Origin of the sequence: Streptomyces sp. NPDC052114 (assembly GCF_040680155.1) — a bacterium.
GTDB lineage: Bacteria > Actinomycetota > Actinomycetes > Streptomycetales > Streptomycetaceae > Streptomyces.
This window is the reverse complement of record NZ_JBFAWC010000007.1, coordinates 276,270-302,090: the sequence shown is the minus strand read 5'-3', so window position 1 is coordinate 302,090 and position 25,821 is coordinate 276,270. Positions and strand designations below refer to the sequence as shown.

Annotated in this window: 20 protein-coding genes and 2 tRNA genes; 13 read left to right on the top strand and 9 right to left on the bottom strand. The window is 71.0% G+C overall.

What is annotated here, in order from left to right; all coding sequences use genetic code 11:
• Positions 1-23: 23 nt before the first annotated feature.
• Entirely contained in the window at positions 24-737 is a 714-nt protein-coding gene (locus tag AB0L89_RS18125) for a response regulator transcription factor (protein ID WP_365141814.1), read from the top strand.
• Here AB0L89_RS18125 and AB0L89_RS18120 read toward each other — a convergent pair.
• From AB0L89_RS18120 to AB0L89_RS18110, 3 genes are all read right to left on the bottom strand, one after another.
• The gene (locus AB0L89_RS18120) at positions 725-1,378 is read right to left on the bottom strand and encodes a hypothetical protein (protein ID WP_365141811.1); all 654 of its coding nucleotides are present in this window, start codon (positions 1,376-1,378) and stop codon (positions 725-727) included. The two genes, AB0L89_RS18125 and AB0L89_RS18120, sit on opposite strands and share 13 nt — an antisense overlap.
• Positions 1,379-1,477: 99 nt before the next feature.
• Positions 1,478-2,602, bottom strand: coding sequence for a cobalamin B12-binding domain-containing protein (locus AB0L89_RS18115; protein ID WP_365141808.1), 1,125 nt, complete (start codon positions 2,600-2,602; stop codon positions 1,478-1,480).
• Between the two features lie 69 nt (positions 2,603-2,671).
• Positions 2,672-4,372: a SpoIIE family protein phosphatase gene (locus tag AB0L89_RS18110; RefSeq protein ID WP_365141805.1), complete on the bottom strand. Its 1,701-nt coding sequence runs from the start codon at positions 4,370-4,372 to the stop codon at positions 2,672-2,674.
• 1,429 nt (positions 4,373-5,801) lie between these two features.
• Here AB0L89_RS18110 and AB0L89_RS18105 point away from each other — a divergent pair.
• Positions 5,802-6,335 carry an NUDIX hydrolase gene (locus AB0L89_RS18105; RefSeq protein ID WP_365141802.1) on the top strand — a complete coding sequence of 178 codons (534 nt, stop codon included), beginning with the start codon at positions 5,802-5,804 and terminating at the stop codon, positions 6,333-6,335.
• Here the strand turns inward: AB0L89_RS18105 and AB0L89_RS18100 are convergent.
• On the bottom strand, positions 6,313-7,653 hold the full coding sequence (locus AB0L89_RS18100) for a helix-turn-helix transcriptional regulator (RefSeq protein ID WP_365141800.1): 1,341 nt from the start codon (positions 7,651-7,653) through the stop codon (positions 6,313-6,315). The two genes, AB0L89_RS18105 and AB0L89_RS18100, sit on opposite strands and share 23 nt — an antisense overlap.
• Positions 7,654-7,894: 241 nt before the next feature.
• On the opposite strand from AB0L89_RS18100, the gene AB0L89_RS18095 reads away from it, so the two are divergent.
• Together AB0L89_RS18095 and AB0L89_RS18090 are read left to right on the top strand one after the other, a co-directional pair.
• The gene (locus AB0L89_RS18095) at positions 7,895-8,077 is read left to right on the top strand and encodes a hypothetical protein (RefSeq protein WP_365142026.1); all 183 of its coding nucleotides are present in this window, start codon (positions 7,895-7,897) and stop codon (positions 8,075-8,077) included.
• Complete coding sequence (locus AB0L89_RS18090) at positions 8,065-8,310, top strand: hypothetical protein (RefSeq protein WP_365141797.1); 246 nt, start codon at positions 8,065-8,067, stop codon at positions 8,308-8,310. The genes AB0L89_RS18095 and AB0L89_RS18090 overlap by 13 nt, the downstream gene beginning before the upstream one ends.
• Positions 8,311-9,374: 1,064 nt before the next feature.
• On the opposite strand, the gene AB0L89_RS18085 is transcribed toward AB0L89_RS18090, so the two are convergent.
• Positions 9,375-9,857, bottom strand: a complete 483-nt coding sequence (locus AB0L89_RS18085) for a GntR family transcriptional regulator (protein WP_365141794.1) — start codon at positions 9,855-9,857, stop codon at positions 9,375-9,377.
• A 161-nt stretch (positions 9,858-10,018) separates the two neighbouring features.
• Between AB0L89_RS18085 and AB0L89_RS18080 the strand changes: the two genes are divergently transcribed.
• The 6 genes from AB0L89_RS18080 to AB0L89_RS18055 all read left to right on the top strand — a co-directional run bounded on the left by AB0L89_RS18080 (position 10,019) and on the right by AB0L89_RS18055 (position 15,786).
• A complete protein-coding gene (locus tag AB0L89_RS18080) occupies positions 10,019-10,381 on the top strand; it encodes a hypothetical protein (protein ID WP_365141791.1) in 363 nt (120 codons plus the stop codon).
• A gap of 137 nt (positions 10,382-10,518) precedes the next feature.
• Positions 10,519-11,925, top strand: a complete 1,407-nt coding sequence (locus AB0L89_RS18075; RefSeq protein ID WP_365141788.1) for an FtsK/SpoIIIE domain-containing protein — start codon at positions 10,519-10,521, stop codon at positions 11,923-11,925.
• 43 nt (positions 11,926-11,968) lie between these two features.
• Positions 11,969-12,718, top strand: coding sequence for a DUF2637 domain-containing protein (locus tag AB0L89_RS18070; protein ID WP_365141785.1), 750 nt, complete (start codon positions 11,969-11,971; stop codon positions 12,716-12,718).
• 142 nt (positions 12,719-12,860) lie between these two features.
• Complete coding sequence (locus AB0L89_RS18065) at positions 12,861-14,324, top strand: replication initiator (RefSeq protein WP_365141782.1); 1,464 nt, start codon at positions 12,861-12,863, stop codon at positions 14,322-14,324.
• Complete coding sequence (locus AB0L89_RS18060) at positions 14,321-14,503, top strand: helix-turn-helix domain-containing protein (RefSeq protein ID WP_365141779.1); 183 nt, start codon at positions 14,321-14,323, stop codon at positions 14,501-14,503. The genes AB0L89_RS18065 and AB0L89_RS18060 overlap by 4 nt, the downstream gene beginning before the upstream one ends.
• Entirely contained in the window at positions 14,503-15,786 is a 1,284-nt protein-coding gene (locus AB0L89_RS18055) for a tyrosine-type recombinase/integrase (protein ID WP_365141776.1), read from the top strand. The genes AB0L89_RS18060 and AB0L89_RS18055 overlap by 1 nt, the downstream gene beginning before the upstream one ends.
• A 102-nt stretch (positions 15,787-15,888) precedes the next feature.
• Here the strand turns inward: AB0L89_RS18055 and AB0L89_RS18050 are convergent.
• Together AB0L89_RS18050 and AB0L89_RS18045 are read right to left on the bottom strand one after the other, a co-directional pair.
• Positions 15,889-15,961: transfer RNA gene (locus AB0L89_RS18050), tRNA-Arg, on the bottom strand.
• A 255-nt stretch (positions 15,962-16,216) separates the two neighbouring features.
• A tRNA-Ser gene (locus AB0L89_RS18045) sits at positions 16,217-16,307 on the bottom strand.
• 215 nt (positions 16,308-16,522) lie between these two features.
• Here AB0L89_RS18045 and AB0L89_RS18040 point away from each other — a divergent pair.
• Together AB0L89_RS18040 and AB0L89_RS18035 are read left to right on the top strand one after the other, a co-directional pair.
• Positions 16,523-16,945 carry an SSI family serine proteinase inhibitor gene (locus AB0L89_RS18040; RefSeq protein WP_365141773.1) on the top strand — a complete coding sequence of 141 codons (423 nt, stop codon included), beginning with the start codon at positions 16,523-16,525 and terminating at the stop codon, positions 16,943-16,945.
• 333 nt (positions 16,946-17,278) lie between these two features.
• Positions 17,279-21,967: a PAS domain-containing protein gene (locus AB0L89_RS18035; protein ID WP_365141770.1), complete on the top strand. Its 4,689-nt coding sequence runs from the start codon at positions 17,279-17,281 to the stop codon at positions 21,965-21,967.
• Positions 21,968-22,025: 58 nt separating this feature from the next.
• On the opposite strand, the gene AB0L89_RS18030 is transcribed toward AB0L89_RS18035, so the two are convergent.
• Entirely contained in the window at positions 22,026-22,601 is a 576-nt protein-coding gene (locus AB0L89_RS18030; RefSeq protein ID WP_365141767.1) for a TetR family transcriptional regulator, read from the bottom strand.
• Positions 22,602-22,800: 199 nt separating this feature from the next.
• Here AB0L89_RS18030 and AB0L89_RS18025 point away from each other — a divergent pair, with 199 nt between their 5' ends.
• A complete protein-coding gene (locus AB0L89_RS18025) occupies positions 22,801-24,078 on the top strand; it encodes an MFS transporter (RefSeq protein ID WP_365141764.1) in 1,278 nt (425 codons plus the stop codon).
• Between the two features lie 35 nt (positions 24,079-24,113).
• On the opposite strand, the gene AB0L89_RS18020 is transcribed toward AB0L89_RS18025, so the two are convergent.
• A complete protein-coding gene (locus tag AB0L89_RS18020) occupies positions 24,114-25,763 on the bottom strand; it encodes a long-chain fatty acid--CoA ligase (RefSeq protein ID WP_365141761.1) in 1,650 nt (549 codons plus the stop codon).
• Between the last annotated feature and the right edge of the window lie 58 nt (positions 25,764-25,821).

Sequence of the window (25,821 nt, the reverse complement as noted above, 5' to 3'; positions counted from 1 at the left end):
GAGCAGCCCCAGATGGAGCCGAAGTGAGCACCTCAGACGCGTCGCACGCGTCGCACACCCCGATCCGCATCGTCATCGCCGACGACCAGGACGACGTGCGCGGCGGGTTCCGTCTCATCCTGGACTCCCAGCCCGACATGACGGTCGTGGGCGAGGCCCCCGACGGGGTCAGGGCGGTCGAACTCGCCCGGGAGCTGCGCCCCGACCTCCTCATCGCGGACATCCGCATGCCGGGCCTCGACGGCCTGGAGGTCACCCGCCGGCTCGCGGGCCCGGACGCCACCGACCCGACCCGCGTCCTGGTCGTCACCACCTTCGACCACGACGACTACGTCCGCACGGCCCTGCGCGACGGCGCCTGCGGCTTCCTCCTCAAGCGTTCGGGGCCGGGCCTCCTGATCGAGGGCGTGCGCGCCGCGATGGCCGGCGACCTCCTGATCAGCCCGCAGCTCACGGTGCGTCTCCTCCAGACCCCGGCGAGCACCCCCGCGGACCGCCCCGCCCGGCGCGCCTCGCCCCTCACCGCCCGCGAGGAGGAGATCGCCCTGCTGGTCGCGGACGGACTCACGAACACGGAGATCGGCACGGAGCTGTTCATCTCCCCGGGCACGGCGAAGACCCACATCGCCAACATCCAGGCCAAGCTGCGGGTCCGCAATCGCGTCGGCATCGCCGCCTGGGCCTGGGAGTCGGGCCTGGCCCCGGAAGCGGCCGGGCGCACCGGTCAGGCGGAATAGACCAGCACGGCGCGCGCCGCGTCCACCCGCGTCGGCGACAGCTCGGTGAACGCGATGAGTTCCTTGCCGTCGGCGAAACGGCCGAGCCGCTCGCGCACGGCGACGACCTCGGCGGCCCGCTCGGCCGGCCAGCCGAGGTGGCGTACCAGCACGTCGGCGGGGACCGTGTTGACGTCGATCAGGCCGCCGTCGTCGAAGGTGCGCGGCAGGTCCGGCCGCCCGATCCGCATCTCCGCGGCGGCGACGGGGTGCTCGGCCAGCAGACCGCGGGCCTTCCTGCGCAGGTCCTCGCGCTCCATCGCGGCCCGCAGGACCTCGCGGTTGACCTCGCCCGTGCTGCGCTCCCGGCCGCCGCCGCGCCCGCGCCGGAGCACGCTCATGACGGCGGCCGTGTGCGCCGTGCCCACGATCCACGCGCAGGCGCCCAGCGCGACGGCCCAGTTGTCGGTCTCGTCCTCGGGGACGAAGACGATCACGAGGACGGCGGCGACCGCGTACGCGGCGGCGATGAGCGTGTTCCGCACCCTCTTCGCCCGCCCCGCCAGCCACCCGAAGGGCACGGCGGTCAGCAGACCGACGGACAACAGCGGAACCAGGACCCACCACATGACCCCGCGCACCGGGGCGTCTGACTTGCTCATGATGTCCAGATTTTACGTCCTTGCGAAAGTAGCCCCGATTGCACCTCTCTCCCGGACTCTCCTCTCGGGCTCTTCTGTCTACGGATGTCTACGGAGTGATCACTCGGGCGGTGCGGACCCGGGAGGATCGACGAGGCCGCGGGCGGCGGTGAGGATGCCGACGACGCGGGGGAAGTCCTTGAGCTGGTTCAGCAGCGAGTCCAGAGCGGGGAGCAGGCACCACGGCGGGACGTCGCGGGCCGCCAGGATGTCGGCGGTCCACGCGATGAACCTCGTGAACAGGCCGGGGTCGTCGACGTAGAGGGCGGCGGCGAGGAATCCGACGATGTGGTCGAGGTCCTCGACGGTGCACTCCAGCTGGTACGCGCTGTACCGGCGCATCTCGGGAAAGCCCTCCTCGACGTCGATGAGGGCCTGCTTGACCAACTGGAGCTTGGTCCGGTGGACCATGGTGTACTCCTGGTCGCCCAGGTGCGGCAGGTCCAGATCGGGCAGGCGGACCGCCGGTGCGCCGGGCGGCGACAGGTTCTGGCCGAGCAGGGCGGCCGCACCGCGCGCGTCCTCGGCCCATTCGGCCCGCATCAGCCGGGCGTAGCGGCCCTGCGGGCCGAACGCGGCGCCTCCGACGACGACCGGAACACCGGCGCCCTGGCACGAACTGATCGCGTTGTGGGCGCCGGGCAGCAGCGTCGGGATGGTCGAGGACAGCAGCACCGCCTGGGCACGGGTGCGGCGCACGTGCGCGACGAGATGCTCGGTGGGGACCTGCGCCCCGAGATAGTCGACGCGCCAGCCGCGCAGCCGCAGCACCTCGCTGACCAGCCGCGCGGGCAGGGCATGCCACTCACCCTCGACGCACGACACCAGGACCCGTCCCGTGAACGTGCGGGCGAGGGCGGGGGAGGTGGCGGCGGCCACGGCCGCGACGCACCGCTCGCTGATCGCCGTGGCGGCGTGCTCGTGCGCCACCGTGATGTGATCGGCCGCCCAGGCCAGGCCCACCCGTTCCTGGACCGGGGCGATCAGTTCGAGCAGGACGCGCTCACCCGCGGCCCGCACCTGTTCGGCGGCCGAGACGCGCGCGGCGGTCGTCCGCACGGTCCCCGCGGTATCGAGTGCGCGCCGCACCACGGCGACGGCGCGGGCCTCGTCGCACTCGTCGAGTGCCTCCCACAGTTGCTCGCGCGGCTCGGCGAGCGAGAGGGTTCCTTCGCCACCAGTCACGGGTTTCACCTTCCCCGGTTGGCTCGTTCACGGTTGTTCGGACGGCCGCCGACGCCTGTCGGACGGCCGTCAGGTGTTTGTCGTACGGTCGTTCGAGGGCTGCCGGACCGAGGGCATCGGATTGCCGGACGACAGCGGCGGATTGCCGGATGACGGCAGCGGATCGTCGAATGACGGCAGCGGGTTGCCCGCTTTCGCCTTCGGCCGGGAGTTGTCGGATGTCCTCGGACGCTTGTCGCGGGGCGCGCCGATCGCCAGGACGGCCATGTCGTCGTGCAGGCCCTTCCCCACCCACTGGGCGATGATCATCTGTACGCGCTCGGTGACCGCCTCCGCCGCGATCCCGGCGCACTGGGACAGCAGGGCGCGCAGCCGCTCCTCGCTGAACATCACGTCGCCCAGCGGCCCACCGCGCGCCTCGGTGATCCCGTCGGAATACAGCACGCAGGTCTCGCCCGGCTGGAGGACGACTTCGGCGGTCCTGAACTCCAGGTCGGCGAACGCGCCGATCAGCGTGCCGCCGGTCTGCGCCTCTTCCACCTGGCCGGTGGTGCGCACGATGAGCGGGGCGGGGTGGCCCGCGCTCGATATGCGCAGCCGTACGCGTGCGCCCCGGCGGACGGCGGTGACCAGGACCAGGGTCACGAAGGGCGTCTGGCCCGAGGAGAGCAGCGCGGTGTTGAGGAGGGTCAGCAGGCGGGTGTGGTCGGCGGCGAACGGCACCAGCGCCCGGAGCGCGTGGCGGATCCTGCCGGCGGTCACCGCGGCTTCCAGCCCCTTGCCGCATACGTCGCCGAGCACCGCGACGGTCTCGGCGTCCGGTGTGTCGGCGGGGTAGAGGTCGTAGAAGTCACCGCCGACGCGTTCGCCCGGCACCGAGGCGCGGTAGCGGCCGGAGAAGGAGATGCCGTGCACCCGGCCGAGCGGCGGCGGCAGCAGGTCACGCATCAGCACTTCGGTGCTGTACGCCTGGCGGGCGTGGCTGCGGGCCACGGACAGGGCGGCGCCCGCGCGGGCGGCGAAGAGCTGGGCGAAGGTCTCCTCGGCCGGGCTGAACGCCTCTTCCTGGCGGTGGCGCAGCAGGATGAGGCAGCCGGCGGGGGTGCCGTGCCCCGGCAGCGGCACCACCACGACCGAACCGATGTCGGCGGCATCGCCCCCGAACTCCTTGGGCATGGCCCAGGACGGCACCTCGCGGGGGTCGATCCAGCGGGAGGACACCGCGGGAAGCCCGAGTAACGCCTCCGCCAGGCCGGGCAGTTGCCCCGGGGCCAGGGCGATGCGCTCCTGCACCACGGGCCCGTCGGTCGTGCACCGCGTCACGGGGAAGCTGTGCCCGTCGCCCGTCCCGACGATGACCGCCGCGTCCGCGAGATGCCGGGCCGCCTGTCGCACGGTCACTTCCATGCAGCGCTCGACGTTCAGCGAGGCGAGCAGTTCGGAGGAGAGCTCCTGCAGCAGACCGGCTCTCGCCCGCTCGCGCGCCAACTCCTGCGCAACGCCGACCGGAGCGCCGTCGCCGACCAGCCACCAGGTCACCGCGCCGTCCACACGCGGCCCGGCCAGCGCCTTCACACGGTGCCCGCCGATCCGGCCGCCCGCCCACGCCGACGGTTCGTCCCCGACCCCGCTGACCCGCCGCAGATGGGCCTCGACCAGCCACGCGGGCGCGATCTCGCCCAACGAGGCACCGACGCCGACGCGCACCAGCAGAGCAGCGGCCTGCTCGTTGTGGGACAGCACGGTGCCGCCCGCATCCACTGTCAGCACCGGATACGGCGCACAGTGCTGCGCGGCAGGTCCTACACCACAAGAGCTCTTCTGCTCGGGCAAGGAGGCCATCGGTTCGGAACCCACGGGCGCGGATCCCCACCACCCATCTGGTCGAAGGCAGGTGGCGCCACATTACCTAGGGCATATGACTACCGACTGGACTTCCCAGTACCCCGGACATCCGCCCCCGACTGCTGAATAATCCGCCCAGCAACCGCCCGCCGACGCCGACCGCCGGCCGCACGCCGGCTCGGACGGGACCACGGACGGGAACACGTCCGCGACCACGGACACGCCTCGTGCGCCGCCGCGGACACCACCGCAAAAGCAAAAGCCAGAGGCCCTGTGGATCTCTCCACAGGGCCTCTGGTCTGCTGTGCACTCGGCAGGATTCGAACCTGCAACCTTCTGATCCGTAGGATCGGGCAACTCCCTGGAGGGGCGTCCCACCACCTGTCGGATTGATCGTCCTAGGTCGCGATCACGGGTTGCCGTGCGCCGACGTTGCCGTCAGTCCTGCCGTCAGGCGCCACGCCATATCCAAGACAGAAGGCCAAAGCACGCCTGTCCGGATCCCCAGTACCGTCCTACGATCCGACTAGGACCTCAGGAGCCACCCATCTCCGTCCTACCGGCAGCCAACGCGGCCGGGGACTCTTCCCGCATGTCCCCGGTCAGGTCACCGGCCAGGACGTTCTCGCGCGAGCCCAGGGGAGGGGACCCGAGGCGCTCGCGCGTGAGGCCGCCGCCCTCGTCGACGGGCGGCGGCCTCCCTGTGCATCACCCTGATGAGGGGACACCTTCGTCCGCTCGATCGCGCTGCTCGTCGCTGTCAGTGCTGCTGTGCATCGTGACCTTCACGCGAGGGCGTAGCCCACTGGCGAAATGGAGGCCACACTGTCGGGTAAGAGACCGTGGGCTGGCCGCAATAGCCGTGCACCTAGTCACCCCTAGACCCTGGTTGGCGGTCTCACCGCAGTAACCCGGTCACCACGCTAGCGGTGTGGCCGTGAGCAGGATCGAGGGGCGCTTGGCTGGGGACGCCCAGCCAAGTCGCATGCGCGGCCGTGTGGCATGCGTGATCAGAATGCGTGCCGTAGGTGCTGCCGCCATCGAGCACGGAGGAGACCGTTCAATGCGCCTTCGGTCACCCGCCGACACACTCCGGCCCCGCCTAGGCGCAGCCACTTGAGCAGAACCGGAGTCTCTGTCCTCTCAGTGAAGTTGGTCTGTGACACTGCGCTGTCCACGAGACCGCCCACGCCATGGATCAGCAGTGACCTTGCGTCACCTACTCAGGTCTGGGTGGTCGTCACGGAGCAGCAGCCCATGGACATCTCGTCAAACTGACGCAAAAAGAGCCGAACTTGCGTCTCTCCCCCGATCAGTCTGCGATCCTGAAGACCGATCGAGAGGGGCCGCAGGTATGGAGTGGAAGACCCACGGGGAGCGACAGATCTACACCAACAAGTGGGTGAATCTGTGTCTGGTCGACGTCCAACAGCCTGACGGGCGCAGGTGGGAGTACCACGTCGTTCGCCTTCGGCACCTGGCCGTTGCCGCCGTGGTGAACGACCGGCAAGAGGTCCTGATGATGTGGCGGCATCGCTTCATCACGGACTCCTGGGCCTGGGAGTTGCCCATGGGGCTGGTCGAGGAGGGCGAGACCCCCGAGGAAGCGGCGGCACGCGAAGTCCTGGAGGAGACGGGCTACCAGCCTGGTCCTGTGAAGTCCCTGATCTACGCCGAGCCAGCCAACGGGATCACCGACTCGCAGCACCACGTCTTCCGCATCGACGGCGCCACCTACTCGGGACCGCCGACCGAAAAGAACGAGTCCGACCGTATCGAGTGGATCCCCCTTTCAGAGGTACGAGGGATGATCGACCGCAAGGAGATCGTGAGTAGTGGATCGCTCGTCGGTCTGCTCTACCTGCTCATGGATGAATCAATCCGCTGACCGGCGGCAGAAGGGCCCGTAGCCGCGCCTCGAAGGCCAGGGCTACGGGCTCTTGCCTATGCGGTGCCAACTGGTCGTAGAACTCACGGAGATGGCCACTCACGCGCTCGGATGCCACCACCGCCGCAGACTCCAGAGCCCGCGTGGCCGTGTGGCATGCCTGATCGAGCTTGCCCTGATCCAGCTGTGTACGTGCCAGCCAGAACGAGTGGAAGGCACGGCCGCGCTGGTTGGCGTGGCTCTCCCGCCGCAACGCATCCGCGATCAGAGGTTCCGCTGTCGCTGCCTCGCCCAGTCGTCCGTGGGCGATGCCGGTGTCCACGATGAGTTTCGGCTCGTCGAAGTACGTCACCCATGACGGGTCGACGTCGCCCGTCCGGATCGCCTCGAAGTGCCGGTGCGCCTCACCGATGGCCCGGTGCGTGGAGTCCCTGTTCCCGAGCGTGGCATGCGCGAAGGCTTCTCGTATCGACAGCATCGACAGGACCCGTGGGGTGGTGCCCATCGCTGATCGAGCCTGGTCCTGGGCGGCAGTCACGAATGCCAGGGAGTCCGCGGGCTTGTCCTGGTACGTCGCCTGCAAGCTCATGCAGGCCAGAACGTTGGCCATGGTCTGCCGGTCGTCGATCTCCCTGGCCAGTTGCAGCGCCTCGGTGAAGTACGCGCGGGCCTGGTTGTACTGGCGGGCGTCGAAGTAGGTCCACCCGGCGAGCCGGGCTAACTCGGCCGCGACCGCGTACAGCCCGTTCTGGATGGAGGGAGGCCGATTCTCCTTCAGGAGTCCGACCACGTACCGCAGCTGTCCGACGATGGCCGGCCTCAGCGCCTCGCCGCCATGCTGGTCGTCGCGCCGCCAGTAGTCCTGGATGGACGACTGGAATGCCTCAAGCGTGGCCGTGCTGAGAGTCGTCCTGGTGGTCAACGCCAAGATGCTGTCCACATCGGGACCCGGCAGGATGGCGGGCTCAGCCTTCTCGGCCTCCACCTCTTGAGGCACCTCGGGCTCATCGGCTCCAAGAGGCTGCGGCGTCTCCCAGGGCCGCCGTGCGAGCCCCAGCATGTGTCCCGGGATCCGCAGACCGTCCGAGATCCGCTCGACCACGTCCATGTGAAGCAACTGCCGCCGCCCGGCGATTACTTCGCCGACTCGGCTGGGCGTCAGGTCACATCTCCTGGCCAGCATCGAGGGGTAGATGCCCGCCCTGGCCTTCACCATCCGGAAGACCCGGGCGAAGTCCCGTACCCGGCACGCGTCGATCATCTCGGGATCGGTGAGCAGCCCGGCAGGGAGTTCCTGCGGACGGGACTGCTCGGTCATCGCGAAGCTCCCACGGACTACCCAACGTTGCTACGTGTCACCAGTCGTGATGTTACCCAAGTTGGGTAATCACCTGGGCCTTTCTGCACGGTTGCCGAACTCGCGAAGCTCTGCGCATGGCGAACGAACAGATGCGACTGCTTGCCCGGGGTGGCCCTCCGGCTCGGAGCCGATTCGTTCCCCCGGCGAGGAGGAGGCGGAAGTGATCGACAACGTGGCTCTACCCAATGTCGGGGACCTCATGGTCGACAAGCGAACGGGCCAGGCGGGTGTGGTCATGGGGCATGAGGGTCCGTACATACAACTCCGGCCGCCGCGTGGGGGCCTGGAGTGGGACGTCCCGCCCGGCTCGCTCCGCCGTCCCACCCAGGCCGAGGAGCTGAGTGCGAAGGTGTCCGTCGCCAATGGGCGGTGGGGACTGTGAGTACGCGCGCCGTGCTGCGGCACGAGACATGGACCCTCGAACCCGACCGCGAGCCCGACGCGGAGCCCGCGACGTACGCCATGCAGTGCGCTGTGGACGGCGAGACGTCACCGGCCGCCGTGGACTTCGCCGTGGCGCAGAAGTGGGTCCTCGAACACTGCGGCAAGCATCCGTCACACCACAGCTACCGCGAGATCATCACGCGCCCCTGGCGGGCTTGGAGGCGAGCCTGATGCGCCGGACGATCGCACGGTTAGGGCAGTTCACCGGACCGTTGATGATCATCATGATCTCCGGCTCGTGCGGCCTGGTCATCGGCTTCACGCTGGCGTCCGGCTCGCCTCTCCTCTGAACCCCCGTCCCCGCCGAACGAAGCCGAGTGAGGCACTCCCCGCGCTCAGCAGACTCGGCGGGGACGGGTTCCACATCCCCACCCAGCCGTGAAGGGGGGTGCCAACAACACAAGACCGGACCACCCCTCAGCCTGGACAGCATTCCGGGTGGTCCGGTCGCGGAAGCCCTGATCAGGACCCCGGTGCCGATGGTACCGGGGCGGTCGTCGTGTCCGAATGCGGGTGCGGCCGCAACTCCGGTTCCCCATAACCGAGTCAGGGAGATCCGATGGTGCCGCTCAGCTGGTGGCCGCCCAGTTCTGACCTCAGCCACCGAAAGTCAGCCACGACGGCGGGAGAGCCGAACGAGCACCCGCCACGTATGCCTCCCGCAACCCCGTGCCGGTCTCAGCCACGCTACTTCTATCCGTCACGGCCAGCACCGCTTCCCGGCCTGGGCGTTGCCGACGCGGCCCAGCCACCGGGCTCGGGCTGCTGTCCTGTGAGTCCTGCGGCCTCGACAGTCGGGCGATCGAGTGGCGTCTCCGGGGCTTGTGGGCGTCGGCCTGGTCCCGGTGCCCGGAGCAGTCGGGTTGCTTCTTGGTCCTGCTGTCCGCCTTGGCGGCACTGCGCGCTGAGCGGCGGGGGGCCGCCGGAGCGGTGGCGGAGACATGGAGCGGCGGCGGCCACGGGCCGCCAGCGCGCGCGGACCGCCGTAGGCGGGCCGCCTTGATCCAGTAAAGAAACTCTGAACAGGTCCACCGGGTCTGGCCCGCGCAGCACGCACCGACGGCACGGCAGTGAACGGGGAGACATGACCGAGCAGATAGGCAGAGCAGAAAGGAAGTTGGTGGCTACTCACAGCCGCGACGTGGAAGAGGCGGCCGCGCTGATCCGTGAAATGCAGGCCACGGTGGCGAGGCTCAGCCGTGAAACGAGGGAACTGCGGCAGGAGGTTGAGCGCCTCAGGGCTGCGAGTGCTGCGCCTTCTTCAGCTCCTCGACCTCGCGGCGCAGTTCCTGATGCTCAGCGCTGAGGGTTCGGATCTCATCGCGCAGGGTCGTGAGCAACTCGACGAGGGAGGACCCGGTGACTTCAGCGCCGGGCTCCGCCTCCCCTGTCCCCTCGTCCGGTTCAGCCGTGCCGTTCTTCGCCAGGTACCAGGCAGGCGGGGTGTAGTCGCTGCCGGACTCACCCGCGGGCTCACCGACATCGGCGACGAAGCTGCCCCGGCCGTGGATGGTGTAGATCAGTCCTTCGTCCCGCAGCACGTTCAGGGCGCTTCTCGCGGTCATGTTGGCGACACCGAAGCGCTCTTGCAGCTCGCGGACGGACGGCATCTGCTCGCCGGGCTTGAAGCGGCCTTGTTTGATGTCGCGCCGAAGCTCGTCGGCTGCGTGCTGATACGGCGGCCGGCGGTCCTGCTTCTTGTCTGGCGCGGGGGTCATGCCCTCAGAGTAGCCACTTCTAGCTCCCCTAGCACACCCCACTGACATAGGTCTCTCCATACTTAGCTCACCCGTCTCACTTGACAGTGCTAGGTCACCGAGGTTCTATAGATCACGCCCCGCCACTCCAGCGGAGCGCCTATCGAAAGGACGTAACTCCCATGGCCCGTATCCGTGTTGGCCTGCTCCCGACCGCTGCGTTCATGGTCGGCACCCTGCCGGTGCCGAAGTACGCGGACGCCGAGAAGACCCAGTTCGCGACCGACCGCGAGACCGGCGCGAAGCTCATGACGATCACCCTCTTCTTCATGGAGGAGGACCGAGCCGAGGCACTGAAGATCACCGTTCCGGAGACGGGTCTTCCCAACGGCCTCAAGCCGGGTCTGCCGGTGCGGCCGGTGGAGCTGTTCGCTACCCCGTGGGCCCGGATCTTCAACGGCTCGCTGTCGGACGGCATCGCCTACCGCGCCGACCGCGTCGAGCTTCTCGCCCCGGCACAGGCCCCGGCCGCTGACGCGGCGTGAGTGGCACCGCTTTCCGGTCCGGCGTCGAGACGACTCCCCGTTGCCTCGCGCCGGGCCGGATGCCCGCCCCAGTGAATCCCTCTGCTCTCGAATCGGCCCTGGTGGCCTCCTTCCTCTACTGCCCCAAGGAGCAATGAATGTCCGTACAGGAGGTGTTCGGCCTCGCCCCGCTCGTCGCGCTGGTCGGCCTGTCCGTGTTCGCCGCGTGGGCGGTGTGGTGGGTGGTCCGCTACGTACGCGCCGATGCCATGACACGGCAGTCGATCCGGCAGGCCATGCGCGTGCGGAGGGACTGGAAGCGGCTCGCGCTGATGCTGAAGCTGTCGGTCACGGACAAGACTCCGACCGCGCTGGCGTCGCTGGCCAGCACGGACAACAAGCCGGTCAAGCCCCGCGTCCTGGTCCCCGCCCTGAAGGTCACACATGACGCGTACGGGGTGATCGCGCGGGCGGACTGCCTGCCCGGCGTCGGTCTGGAACAGTTCCAGAAGGCGGCTCCGCACCTGGCCAACGCCTGGAGGTGCACACGGGTCGCCGTCACTCAGGACGAGCCCGGACGGGTGCTGATCCGTGGAGTGCGGCTCGATCCGCTGAAGTTCACCACCGAGCACCATCCAACCGGTGAGGTGCCGGACGAGATCGCCCGGTGGGACCTGGGCTTGGACGAGTACGCCGAGCCGGTGTCCGTCGACCTCACGCAGGTGCCCGGTGTGACGGTGGCGGGCCTGCCCGGCTACGGCAAAACGTCGCTCATCAACCGGCTGATCTGCGACTGGGCGCCTTCGCCCGCCGTTCAGTTCGTGTGCGCCGACGGCAAGGTATCCACCGCCCGGGAGGGCGACTACGCCCACCTCGTGAAGCGGATGTTCGCCTTCGTCGGTGACGACCTCGAAGAGGCCAACGCCCTGTTCCGGCGCCTGGTGGAACTGCGTCGCGCCCGCGTCTCCGCCGCTGATCAGATCCTCGGCGTACAGAGCATGTGGGAGGTGGGGCCCTCAGAGAGGTGGCCGCTCGTCGTCGTGATCGTCGACGAGGCGCACACCTACTTCCGCGACCACAAGGGCAGCGACGCCAAGACGAAGAAGCTCGCCGCGCTCGCCGCCGAGAACGCCCGGCTCGTCGAGGACCTGGTGAAGAAGGGCCGCAGCATGGGCATCCTCGTCATCCTCGCCACCCAGAAGTCCACCGGTGACGCCATCCCCACGTTCATCCGTGACGTGTGCCCGATCGGTCTGTCCTTCGCTCAGAAGACCGCTGAGGCTTCCGTCGCCGCGCTCGGTGAGGACATCCGGGAGTGGCCCGACGCCAACCCGATCAATCTCCAGGACCGCGCCTATGTCGGTGTCGCCTCCATGAATCACCAGTCTCAGCCCGGCTTCGCCCGCATCCGCACACCCTTCGTGTCCAGCAGGGACAGTGCGGCCATCGCCCAGCAGACCGCCCACCTCGCCACCGATCCGGCTGATCTGCTGACCGCCCAGCTGCCCGGAGTCGACCTCGGCAAGCCCGATCCGGACGACACCACCCCGCCGATGGCGGCCTGACCGCATCGCCGCACGTACGCCCCTGAAGGGAGGTGAACTCACCATGTCCGAGGACCGGATCACTCAGCGCACCGTGACCGTGGTCATGGGCATCATCGCCACGCTGGCGTTCGTCTTCTCCTTCGGCAACGTCTGGGCCCTGGCCCTGCGCCTGGGCGTCCCCGACCCGATCGCACCGCTCATCGCCCCGATGGTGGACCTGTCCGTGGTCGGCCTCCTGGTGGCCCTGCGCTTCCTCTCCCTGCGCGGTGTCCCTGCCGAGCAGATGAAGGCGGCCACGCGCCTCATGCACGTATCCGGCCTGCTGACCCTGGCCCTCAACGTCGCCGAGCCGCTCGCCGCCGGGCACTACGGCCGCGCTGCCGTCGACGCCGTCGCCCCGCTGCTGCTCCTGGGCTGGGGAGCGGTCGGCCCGCAACTCCTGCGCTCCTTCCAAGCGGTCTCCTCCAGCGCCACCGCCCTGGTCCCAGCGGCAGAGACGGAACCGACCCAGCAGCCCGCCCCGACCGCCACGGAGGCGGAGCCGTCCTCGACGCCCGCGGCCCCGGTCACCGCTGCCGAACCGGCCCCCGTTCCGGCACCTGCTCCCTCGCAGCCCCGCCCGACAGCACCCGCCACGGCTCCCGTCCCCGCCCCGCCTGCGGTCAAGGTCCCTGAGCCTCTGCTCACCGAAGCACGCTCCATCGCCGCGTCCCACCAGGCCGAGCACGGCGCCCCCATCACGGCGGCCCAGCTCAAGATGCGACTGGGCATCGGCCTGCCCATGGCCACTGCCCTGCACGCCGCCCTGTAGGGCCGCGCTCTCTCCGCCGGTCTTCCGGCACTTCCCACCCTCGCCCGCCCCTGGGCCCAACTCGCCATGCCTGCGGGCAGCAGCCCGAGCACTGATCACTGCTGCCCGCAGGTCCGCGCCCCAGAAAGGAGCCCCGCCTCTCATGCGCCGCCCCCTCGACCTGCGTCACGTGATCAGCCCTGGCCTCCGGAACCTGATCGAGCTGGCCAACAGCGACGGCTTCGGCCGCGTCGCCGAACAGGTCCGCAACCTGCGCGGCTGCACGAGCCCCGTCAACCTCCACGGCTGGACCGTGACCACCGACCCGGCCACCCAGGAGGTGACCCGTTCCTACCGCTCCGAGGACGAACCCTCCGGACGGCTCCTGACCACCTGCGGGAACCGCCGCTCCTCCCGCTGCCCTGCCTGCTCCCGCGTCTACGCCGCCGACACCTACCACCTGATCAAGGCCGGACTGTCCGGCGGCAAGAACGTCGCCGAGACCGTCCGCGACCACCCTCGCGCCTTCGTCACCCTCACCGCCCCCTCCTTCGGCCCCGTCCACAACCGCAAGACCGACCCCGTGGGCAAGCCCCGTCCCTGCGCCTGCGGCAGCCACCACACCGAGGACTCCCCGGTGTTGGGCACCCCACTGAACCCCGCCACCTACGACTACACCGGCGCCGTGCTCTGGAACGCCCACGCCGGGCAGCTGTGGGCGCGCTTCACCACCTACCTGCGCCGGGCCCTGGCCGCCCACCTCGGCATGACACAGAAGGCGCTCAACGCATCCCTGCGCGTCTCCTTCGCCAAGGTCGCCGAGTACCAGAAACGCGGCCTGGTCCACTTCCACGCTGTGATCCGCTTCGACGGCCTCGACGGCCACACCGCCCCGCCCCCGCCCTGGGCCACCTTCGACGCCCTGAGCGTCGCCGTGGGCCTGGCCGTCCGGCGTACCCGGCTCACCATCACCTCCGACGCCATCGGCGAACGCGTACTCACCTGGGGCGCTCAGTTCCAGGTGGACCCCATCTCCGCCCTGGGCGAGGGCGAACTCACCGATGCCAAGGTCGCCGGGTACGTCGCCAAGTACGCCACCAAGAACGCCGAAGGCGCGGGCACCGTGGACCGCACCCTCATGTGCCGCCCCTGCTCCGGTCGTGGCTACGTACGCGGCCCCGACGGCTTCCACGACCTCTGCTCCTACTGCGAGGGCACCGGGCAGTCCGAATCCATCAAGGCTCTCCCCGTTCAGCAGCACGCCCGGCAGATGATCCGCACGGCCTGGGACCTCGGCCACCTGCCAGAGTTCGCCGACCTGAAGCTCTGGAAGTGGGCTCACATGCTCGGCTTCCGAGGCCACTTCTCCAGCAAGTCCCGCGCCTACTCGACCACCCTCGGCGCGCTCCGAGCCGTACGCCGTGCCTGGCGCTTGGCCCAAGCCGACGCCGCCCGCACCCGGGCCGGCCACCCCACCAGCGACGAGAACACCACCCTCGTCACCCAGTCCGTCTGGACCTTCCTCGGCACCGGCTACACCCCCGGTGAGGAACTCCTCGCCGCCCAGGTCCGCCACGACCTGGCCCATACCCAGCGCCTCAAGCAGGAAGGACTGCTGCCCGAATGACGACGGCCGTGCTCACCGTGGCCCAGGTCGCCGAGCACCTCGGCATCAGCCACTGGAAGGTCCACGACCTGATCCGCTCCCGCGAACTCGTCTCCTTCAAGGTCGGCCGCTGCCGCCGCATCAGTGAAGCCGCCTTGGACGCCTACGTATCCCGCCGCATCGAACAGGAAGCCGCCTGATGGCCAAGCCGAAGAAGAACGCCAACAACGAGGGCACCATCTACCAGCGCAAGGATGGCCGCTGGGAGGGCAGCGCGTATGTGCTGACGACGGACGGCACCTACAAGCGGCGCAGTGTCTACGGCAAGACCTGGGACGAGGCGCACGAGAAGCTGACCAGGCTCAAGGCCGACTCCCTGAACGGCCTTCCGGTGGCCACCAGCAAGATGACCATCTCCGAGTACCTGGCCTACTGGCTGGCGAACGTCGCCAAGGGCAAGGTCCGCAGAACGACCTACGTCAACTACGAGTCCCTCGTCCGGAACTACGTCACCGCGGAGTTCGGCAGGAAGAAGCTGGTCCGGCTCACCGCCCGCGACATCCGGGCCTTCCTCGTGAAGACGGCCGCGACATGCCAGTGCTGTGCACAGGGCAAGGACAAGAAGCGGCCGGAGCACAAGCGGCGCTGCTGCGCCCTCGGCAAGTGCTGCGAGAAGCTCCCGTCCGATCGGACCGTGCGCTTCCTGCTGGTGCTGCTGCGGGCGGCTCTCCAGCACGCCGTACGAGAGGACGAGCTGCCCCGCAACGTGGCCCGGAACGTGGAGCTGGGCATGGGAACGAAGCGCGAGATAGAACCGCTCACAGTCCAGGAGGGGCGTCAGCTGCTGGCGGCGGCCCGGGACAACCGGCTGTGGGCCGCGTACGAGCTGGCAGTCCGTATCGGCCTTCGACGGGGCGAGCTGCTGGGGCTGCGCTGGTCGGACGTGGACCTCCACGAAGGTGTCCTCACCGTCCGGCAGGCCCTTCAGCGGGTCGGCGGTGAGCTGCTGATCGTCGCGCCCAAGACTCAGCGCTCGGCCCGTCGCGTCGCCCTGCCGCCCGAGTGCGTGACAGCGCTCCGAGCCCAGCGCGCCCAGCAGATCGCCGACAGGAAGGCTGCGGGCAACAACTGGAAGGGGACGGGTCACGGCCTCGTCTTCACGACCAAGAACGGCACCCCCATCGAGCCGCGCAACCTCAACCGGTCCTTCGAGGTGCTGTGCGTCCGTGCCGGAGTCCGCAAAGTCCGCTTCCACGACCTGAGGCACACCTGCGCGTCCCTGCTCCACGAACAGGGCGCCGACGCCCGAATGATCATGGAAGTACTGGGCCACAGCTCGATCCGCGTGACCATGGACATCTACACCTTCGTACGGCTCGACTCCCAGCGATCCGCCTTCGACCGTGTCGGGGATGCGCTGAGGGGTGACGGCAATGAGCCGGACGATGACGACGGCGCGGCTGGTGTCCCTGTAGCCATCTGATCCGGCCCGAATCCGCCCACTGAGGCGGTTGCCGTCAAACACTGCCGTCAAAGCAAAAGCCAGAGGCCCTGTGGATCTCTCCACAGGGCCTCTGGTCTGCTGTGCACTCGGCAGGATTCGAACCTGCAACCTTCTGATCCGTAGTCAGATGCTCTATCCGTTAAGCTACGAGTGCTTGTTTTGTTTTTGTCTCCGCTCCCCGGCCTTTCGGCCCGCTCGCGGCGACAGGAAGAACATTACATGACTGCCGCCGCCATGTGAAATCCGTTAGCCCGACCCCTTGTGACCTGCGAAAACGCCCCCAGGGTGGGCTCCGGCGCAGTCCGTGCGCGCCGGGCGCGGGACCGCGCGCCCCGAGGCTCCGGCGCGAACGCACCCCCGAACGCGCCGAAGCCCCGGTCCAGACGGACCGGGGCTTCGGATCTTGGTGCGGAGGCGGAGGGATTTGAACCCTCGATGGGATTTAAGTCCCAAACCGCATTAGCAGTGCGGCGCCATAGACCGGACTAGGCGACGCCTCCAGCTTGCACACCTGCGCGAGCGCGGGGGTGCGTGCAGATGATGACACAGCCTGGTGGCGTGTCACCAATCGCGGTCCCCACGGTACTAGTCGCGCGGCCCGCAGGGCAAAGCGTCCCACGGCACCGCAACGTCATGCGGCGCGCGGCGTTAGAGGCGGTAGAGCAACTGTCCCGGTCCTCTGTTCGTTGACCCTCTGTTCTCCATGGAGCCCTTCATGCTGCGTCGCCTCGCCCTCACCGCACTCGCCTCCGCCGCCGCGCTGTCCGCCCTGCCCGCCGCCGCGCACGCCGCCCCGGGGATCGTGGCGCCGACCGACCGGCTCACGGTGACGGTCACGGACTCGGGGGGCGAGGGCGACGGCACGTACGAGCTGAAGTGCCACCCCACGGGCGGCACGCACCCCGACGCGGCGGGCGCGTGCGCGCGGCTGGAGGAGGTCACGGTCTACGGCAAGGACCCGTTCGCTCCCGTGCCGCCCGACGCGATGTGCACGATGCAGTACGGCGGCCCCGCCACCGCGCACATCACGGGGACCTGGCAGGGCAGGCCCGTCGACGCCACGTACGACCGCTCCAACGGCTGCGAGATCTCGCGGTGGGACGGGCTGGTGCCCGTGCTGCCCGCGGCCGGTGCGTGACGGCTTCGCCGCGCGGCCGTGGGCCGGTTCACGACGGGCGGGTTCGGCCGATTCCCGACAGGTGGGTTCGGCCGATTCCCGACGGGCGGGTTCGGCCGATTCGTGACGGGTGGCCGCGACCTGTGGCTTCGCCCGGTTCGTGACCCGTGACCTCGGCCGTCCCATGACCGGCGGTACCGAAAACTCACATCTTCTGCGTGTGACCTCCCTGTCATCCGGCGTCGCGCGCGCAACCTCTCCCCGTAGACTCCCTCCCGTGACACGCCACGGGCCGAGGGGCAAGATGGCCTGAGCGGGTCGGCAAGCAGCGGTAATCAGGGAGGAAGCGTCGTCGTGAGCAGCAGGCCATCCCGAGGCGCTGCTCGCCTCGCAGCCATACTCGACGCGCTCCCGGACGCGCTGGTCCTCGTCAATGCCAACGGCACGGTCGTGAACGCCAACGCCATCGCGCTGGAGGCCTTCGAGGCGCCCGGCACGGCACTCGTGGGGCGCGGGCTGCTCGATCTGCTGCCGGAGTTCGACTCCCGGCTGATCCCCGGGTCCATGCGCCGCCCGGACACCATCGACCAGCGCGGGCGCACCAAGCCCACGCGGATGGTCGCGCGGCGCACGGACGGCGGCGAGTTCCCCGTCGAGGTCACCAGCTCCCCGCTGGAGGACGGCAGGGACGCGTACGACAGCCACGGGTACACCGGCGACGAGCTGCTGATGCTCGTCGTACGCGATCTCTCGGGCACCGTGGACACCGAGGCCGAACTCGCGCGTTCGCAGCGGCAGACGGAGATGATCCTGCGGGCCGCCGCCGAGGGCGTCGTCGGCACGGACACCGACGGACGGGTCGTCCTGGTCAATCCGGCCGCCGCCCAGATCCTCGGTTTTCGCGCGAGCGACCTCGGCGGGCAGGACCTGCACGCGCTGGTCCTGCACTCCCGCTCCGACGGCGAGCCCTTCCCGTACGAGGAGTCGCCGCTCGCCGACACGCTCCGCTCCGGGCGCAAGCACCGCGTGCGCGGGCAGGTCCTGTGGTCCAAGAGCGGCGAGAGGGTGCCGGTCGACCTGACGACGTCGCCGGTGCGCGACGGGGACCAACTGGTCGGCGCGGTGATGACGTTCACCGACCGCAGGCCCTACGACGAGCTGGCCGAGAAGCACGAGGCCGCCGTCGCGCGGCACGCGGAGGAGCTCCGCGCCGCCACCGAGCGGCACGACGCGGAGATCAAGGCCGCCGAGGAGCGCAGGGCCGAGGAGATCAAGGCCGCCGAGGAGCAGCGCGCCGAGGAACTCGCCGCCGAGCAGGAGCGCTACGCGGCACTCGCCGAGCGCGAGAAGGACCGCTTCGAAGAGCTGGCCGACCGCGAGTCCACGCGGTACGAGACGCTGGCCGCGCGCCACGACCAGCTGCTCGCCGTCCTCGGTTCGTCCCTGCGCGGACCCCTCGACGAGCTGCGCCGCGAACTGGCCGCGCTCGCCGCGGACGACGCGGGCCAGCTGTGGCCCGAGGCCAACCAGGTCCTGCACCATCTGTCGGCCGGGTACGCCCGGATGACCACCCTCGTCGACAACGTCCTCGGCTTCCAGCGGCTCGACGCCGGCGACGAACAGCTCACGCTCACGCCGGTCCTGCTCGACGCCGTCATCGCCACCGGCGTGGAGGGCGCGGTCGAGCTGATCGGCCCCGGACGCGCGCAGTTCGCGGTGCACGCGCCGCCCATAGAGCTCGTGGTCGACGCGGAACGGCTGGCCACCGCGGTGGCGCACCTCGTCGCCGACGTGGCGGGGATCGACGCGACGGGCAACACCCGCGCGGACGTCGGCGCGGGCGCCGGTGCCGCGGGCGGCTACGTCGACTCGACGATCGTCGTGGCCGCCGCCCAGCGCGGCGAGGTCGTCCGCATCGAGGTGCGGGGGCCCTACGCCGGGGGAGACCCGGTGCACGAGCCGATCGTGCGGGGCATCGTGCGGGCGCACGGAGGCGTGCTGCAGACGCACGAGGTGCCGGGCATGGGCGGCAGCGCGTATGTGCTTGAGGTGCCGATCGTGGCGGCGGGGGCGACGGGGGCCCTTGAGGCGCGGGCTGCGGGGGCCCTTGAAGCGGGGGCCGCGGGGCCGGCGGGTTCTGCGGGGGCTTCTCCCGCTTCTGCTCCGGCTTCCCTTCCTGCTTCCTCTTTGCCTTCCTCTTCGCCTTCCTCTTCGGAGACGGCTGGTTCCGGGGTGGCTTCTCCGGAGACTGCTGGTTCTGGGGCGGCCTCTACGGAGGCGGGCTCCGCGGGAGCCGGTGCCGGTCTGGGCAGTTCGGTCGTGGTGCCCGAGCAGGCGTCGGCCGCCACGGGCGGCGGGCGTCGGCGGGCCCGGCGTTCCTCCGTGGACTCCTTCTTGGAGAGCGGCCTTCCGGGAGCCGCGGACACGTCCGGCGGTACGGAGGGCGGGGCCGGCGTCCCGTCCGTCCCGGCGACCGGCACGGGACGGCGCAGGCGCGCGGCGGGAGCGGCTCCCGAGAGCCCCGAGTCCCTCGGTGGCGCGGTGGCGATGGATCCGGCGGGGTCCCCGGAAGCGGGGGCACCGTCTTCGGAGACGTCCGGTGGGGCTTCCGGCGGGACGTCCGGCGGCACGGGGCGTCGGCGTGGTCGGCCGAGTGCCGCCGAAGGGTCCGTGATGACGGCGGCCGAGCACGCGGCCGGATCGGCCGCGTTGGGCGAGACGGTGCCGCCGCAGGGCGTGCCCGTACCCGCGGAGCCGACGGGCCGGCGCGCACGGCGGGACGGTGAGCAGCGCGCGCTGCCCGCGCTGGCCTCGGGACCTTCGGAGACTTCCGGCACCCACGCGGGCGCCGCCCAGGGCAACGCCCCGGGTACCGAACTCGCCGCCCTGGAAGCGGGCGGCGACGCCGCGCGTCCCACGGGACGGCGGGCACGACGCGCGCTGGCCGCCGCCAAGGAGCGGGCCGCCGCGGAGGAGGCGAACAGCGGGCGCGTCTTCGCGCTGCCGCCCGCCGCGGCCGACCGCACGCCGGGCGAGGAGGCGGCCGGTCAGGACGCACCGGGGCGGACGGGCCAGGCGTACGCGGGACAGGCACCCGCGGCCGCGCAGGACGACACCGGGCAGCACACCACGGCCCCGCGCCCCGGCGTACCGCAGGACACGGCCGACGACCACACGCCGCCGCAGCCGCACCCGACGGAGGCCCCGACGGGCCGCCGCCGCTCCCGGCGACCGGTGGCCGGAGGTCCCGCGGGTCCCTCGGGTCCCATCAGTCCCGTGAATCCGGCGGCTCCCGGGGCTCCTGGGGCTCCCGAGGCGCCGGTGGACCCGCGTGCCGTACAGCCCTCGCAGGGCGAGCCGTCGCAGGGCCGGCAGCCGCACGAGGCGCAGGAGCAGCGCGAGCAGGCCGCCGAGCCCGGCCCGCTGCCCGCCCCGCAGCCGTGGCCCGACGGCACCACTCCGGCCGACGGCGTGCCCGCGCAGGGCACCCCGCACTCCGCGGGCACCCCGGCGCACGGCGTGCCGACGCCCCCCGGAGGCTCCGCGCTCCCGCCGGAGCACGGACCGCAGTCCCGTGCGGCCCAGCCGCTGCCCGCCGAGGCCGCGCCCGGCGACCCCAACTCGACGCAGGGGCGCGCCATCAGCGTGCGTACGCTCGGGCAGGGCGTCCCGTTCGGGCAGCAGATCGCCGACCAGCAGGGCGGTGCCGCCGCTCCCGCGCAGGGGCGTCAGCAGTCGCCGCGCAACCCTCGTATCCCGCAGGCACCACAGCCTCCGCTGCCGCCGCAGGCGGGTCCCCAGACCGGTCCGCAGGCCGCCCAGCAGGCCGGTCAGCAAGCCGGTCAGCAGGGGCAGGCGGCGGGTCCGATGCCGCAGCCCTCGTCCCAGGCGCCGCAGGAATCCGGCACCGAGCCGCAGCCCCCGCACCAGGGCCAGGCTCAGGGTCAGGGCCAGGCTCAGGGGCAGGGCGCGGCGGGTCCCGCCGTCCAGCAGCCGTCCACGCCAGGCGGCTCGCTCGGCGGTTCGGTCAGCGGTTCCGGGCGCCGGCGCAGGCTGGCCACGCCGCCCGCGCCCGCGGCCGACGAACGGGCCGAGGCCTCGGCCCGCCCGCATCCCCAGTCCCCGCAGCCCCAGCAGCCCGGGTCCCCGGCTCCGGCGCACCCGCAGTCCCGTATCGGGTCCGCGACCGAGGGCACGGGACGTTCGTACGCGATCGGCGCGCCGGACGAGGACGCCGACGAGGGCCCCGAGCCGCTGGACGGCCCCGGCGGCGCGATCGAGGTCTCGAACCGTCCCCAGCCCCGGCCGATGGACGACGAGCTGCCGCCCGAGCCGCTGGACAACCCGCGCCGCCTCCTGGTGTGGCCCGCGCCCGACGTCACCACGCAGCAGGCGCTCAGCGACCGCGGCTACCGCCCCGTGATCGTGCACTCGCGCGAGGAGGTCGACGCGCAGATCGCGGCGTTCCCCGCCGCCCTGTTCGTGGACCCGTTGACCGGGCCGATCACGCGTACGGCGCTGCAGTCGCTGCGGCAGGCCGCCGTGGCCGCGGAGGTGCCCGTTCTCGTGACGGCCGGCCTCGGCCAGGCGACGCGCGAGGCGGCGTACGGCGCCGACCCCGCCGTACTCCTGAAGGCCCTCGCGCCGCGCGACAGCGAGCAGCACCCGCCGCGCGTCCTGCTCATCGAGGAGCACGAGGAGATCGCGCTCGCCCTGACCGCCACGCTGGAGCGGCGCGGCATGCAGGTCGCGCGGGCCGAGAGCGACGCGGACGCCGTGACGCTCGCGGCGCAGATGCGGCCGAACCTCGTGGTGATGGACCTGCTCCAGGTGCGCCGCCGCCGGGCCGGGATCGTCGACTGGCTGCGGGCGAACGGGCAGTTGAACCGCACCCCGCTGGTCGTCTACACCGCGGCCGTCGACGAGACGGAGCTGCCGCGGCTCGCGGCCGGCGAGACGGTGCTGTTCCTGGCGGAGCGCTCCACCAGCGCCGAGGTGCAGGGCCGGATCGTGGACCTGCTGGCGAAGATCGGCACGAACTGACGGACGGACCGGCGGCCGGTGGGGTCCTCCGGCCTCAGGCCGTTGGGGTCCTCCGGCCTCAGACCGTGATGCGCCGCACCGCCGCCTTGATCGAGGCGCGCAGCCGCTGTCTGTCGGCATCCTCGTCGCCGACGAGGATCCGCCGCATCTGCGGCACGGCCGTGGACCAGCCCGCCAGGGCGACGACCATGAAGAGCAGGTGGGCCGCGGGGATCTCGTCGCTGATGACGCCCCGGGCCTGCGCGTCGGCGAGCACGGAGACCTTGCGGTCGTAGTGGTCGCGGCGCTCCCGTTCGTCGGGGAGTTCGTCCGTGCCGTACTCGATGCCCTCCCAGAAGAGGAGGCGCAGCAGTTCGGGGTGGGCGGCGTGGTAGTCCATCAGCCGGTCCATCCAGCCGTCCAGGTCGTCCGCGTCGACGGGGTTGGCGATCGCCATGTCCAGCATGCGCTTCTCGAGAACCTGGGTGAACAGCTCCGCCTTGTTGCCGAAATAGGCGTAGATGAGCTGCTTGTTGGCCTTCGCCTCGCTCGCGATGCGGTCGATGCGGGCGCCCGCGATGCCGTACCGGGCGAACTCGGCGACCGCCGCCTCGAAGATCCGCGCCTTGGTGGCCTCGGGGTCTCTCACTGCCATGGGCCCAGGGTAGGCGAACCCTTTCGGGCAACCAACTGGTTGGTTGCTTGACACGGCGACGCGGACGGGCGCAGACTTTTTCCAACCAACCAGTTGGTTGACAGTGTTTCCGCTGGTCACCGACGTCTGCGCCGGTGACCGGGTCCATCGCCATCAGCGCGTCGCGTCGCGGAGTCATGCGAAGGAGTCCCGCTCACTCATGTCCTCAACAGCACAACCACCGACACAAGCTCCGGTACGGGCACCCGCCCCGTCGGCATCCGGGTCGTCCCCCGCGCCCACACCCACCCCCGCGTCCACCCCTCGCGCCGTCCCGCCCGGCCTCTTCCTTCTCCTCATCGCGGTCTGCACGGCGGTGACGGCCGCCAATATCTACGTCGCCGCGCCGCTGCTCCCCCTGATAGCGCGCGACTTCGGCTCCACGCCGTCGGCCGTCGCGTGGATCGCCTCGGTCGCCCAGTTCGGGTACGCCGCGGGGCTGCTGTTCTTCGCCCCGCTCGGCGACAGCGTGAACCGCCGCAGGCTCGTCGCGGGGCTCTCCCTCGTCACGGCCGGGGCGCTCGCCCTGGGCGCCGCCGCCTCGGGCACGACCGCGCTCGCCGCCGCCGTCCTGGTGGCGTCCGCCGCGACCGTCGTGCCGCAGCTGCTCGTGCCGCTGGTCGCCGAGCGGGCGCCCGCGCACCGGCGGGCGAGCCATGTCGCGGCGCTGATAGCGGGCCTGTTCACCGGTGTCGTCGCGGCCCGCGTCCTCGGCGGTCTCGTCGGCCAGGCCTTCGGTTGGCGGTACGTCTTCGTGGGCGCCGCCGTCCTCACGGCCCTGCTCGGCCTGGCCTCGGCCGCCGTGCTGCCCGCCGAGCGCCGACGCCGGCCGGGACCGCTCTTCGCCGGGCTCGCCCGACTGCCGGGCGTGGTGCGGGGCTCCGCCGAGCTGCGCCGCGCCTGCATACGCCAAGGCGGGATGTACGGCGCGTGGAGCGCGCTGTGGACCTCGCTGGCCCTGCTGCTGACCGGCGACGGCGACGGGTACGGCATGACGACCGCCACCGCCGGCCTCTTCGGCCTGTTCGGTCTCGCGGCGTCCGTCGTGGCGCCGCTCGCGGGCGGCCTCGTCGACCGGTTCGGCGCGGCGAAGGTCGTCTCGGCCGCGTATGTCCTGGCGGCGGTGTCGGTGCCGCTGTTCTGGCTGGGCGGCGGGGCGCTGTGGGCCCTGTGCGCGGCGGCGGTCACGATCCACATGGCGCTGGTGGCCGGCCACATCGCCAACCAGACGCTCGCACTGACGACGACCTCCACCCCGGCCGTCGCCAACACCGCCTATGTGGTGGCCGGATTCGCGGGTGGCGCGCTGGCCTCCGCCCTGGCGGGCACCGCGTTCACCCACTGGGGATGGACCGGCGTGTGCGCGATCGCCGCCCTCTGGCTGACGCTCAGCTGGACGACGACCGCGATACGCACCCGAAAGCCCGCGGCTGCGTGACCTCAGAGCCGGGTGCCCCCCGGAGCCGGGTGGCCTCAGAGCTGCGTGACGTCCAGCTCGCCGGCCGCGTACTGCCTGCGCAGGACCTTCTTGTCGAACTTGCCGACGCTGGTCTTCGGCACGGCGGGGATGACGGCCCAGCGCTCGGGCAGCTGCCACTTGGCGACGCTGTCCGCGAGGAAGTCCCGCAGCGCGGCGTAGTCGGCGGTCGCGTTCTCCTTCAGCACGACCGTGGCGAGGGGACGTTCGCCCCACTTCTCGTCCGGCACGGCCACGACCGCGGCCTCGGCGACGTCCGGGTGGGACATCAGGGCGTTCTCCAGCTCGACCGACGAGATCCACTCGCCGCCCGACTTGATGACGTCCTTCGCCCGGTCGGTGAGGGTCAGGAAGCCGTCCGGGGTGATCACGCCGACGTCACCGGTCTTCAGCCAGCCGTCCTCGCTGAACTTGTCCTCGGGGCGCAGGACCTCGCCGCCCGCGCCGCCGAAGTAGGCGCCCGCGATCCAGGGGCCCCGCACCTCCAGCTCACCGGCCGACTCGCCGTCCCAGGGCAGGATCTCGCCGCCGGGGCCGACCAGGCGGCCCTCGACCGAGGCAGGGAAGCGGCCCTGCGTGAGCCGGTAGCCGAACTCCTCGTCGGTGCCGATGGCGTGGGCCGGCGGGCGGGCGACCGTGCCGAGCGGCGACGTCTCCGTCATGCCCCAGGCGTGGCAGACCCGCATGCCGAGCCGGTCGAACGCCTCCATCAGCGACGGCGGGCAGGCCGAGCCGCCGATGGTGACCTGGCCGAGCGAGCTGACGTCGCGCGGCTTGGCGGTGAGTTCGGCGAGCAGGCCCTGCCAGATGGTGGGGACGGCGGCCGCGTGCGTGGGCCGCTCCGACTCGATCATCTCGGCGAGCGGGGCGGGCTGCAGGAAGCGGTCCGGCATCAGCATGTTCACGCCGGTCATCAGGGTGGCGTGCGGCAGACCCCAGGCGTTGACGTGGAACTGGGGGACGACGACCAGGGAGGTGTCCGCGTCCGTGAGCCCCATCGACTGGGTCATGTTGACCTGCATGGAGTGCAGATAGATGGAGCGGTGGGAGTAGACGACGCCCTTGGGGTCGCCGGTGGTGCCGGAGGTGTAGCACATGGCGGCCGCGGTGCGCTCGTCCAGCTCGGGCCAGGCGTAGTCGGTGGGCTTCCCGGCGAGCAGCTCCTCGTACTCGTGCACCTGGGCGCGGGCGCCCGCCAGCAGGGAGCGGTCACCGGGGCCCGAGACCACCAGGTGCTCGACGCTCGTCAGCTGCGGCAGGAGCGGCGCGAGGAGGCCGAGCAGGGAGCCGTTGACGATGATGACGCGGTCGGCGGCGTGGTTGACGATCCACGTCAGCTGGTCCGCGGGGAGGCGCAGGTTGAGGGTGTGCAGGACCGCGCCCATACAGGGCACCGCGAAGTAGGCCTCGACGTGCTCGGCGTTGTTCCACATGAACGTCGCGACGCGCTCGTCGTCCGTGACGCCGAGGTCCTCGCGCAGCGCGTGGGCGAGCTGCGCGGTGCGCTCACCGAGTTCGCGGTAGCTGCGGCGCTGCGGGGCGCCCTCGCCGGTCCAGGTGATGACCTGCGATGTCCCGTGCACGGTCATTCCGTGCCGCAGGATGCGGGTGACGGTCAGCGGTACGTCCTGCATCGTGCTCAGCACGGCGTCCTCCTGGGGCGACAGGGCCTACGCGGCAGTAAGGGCTGCGCTGATTCTGCGC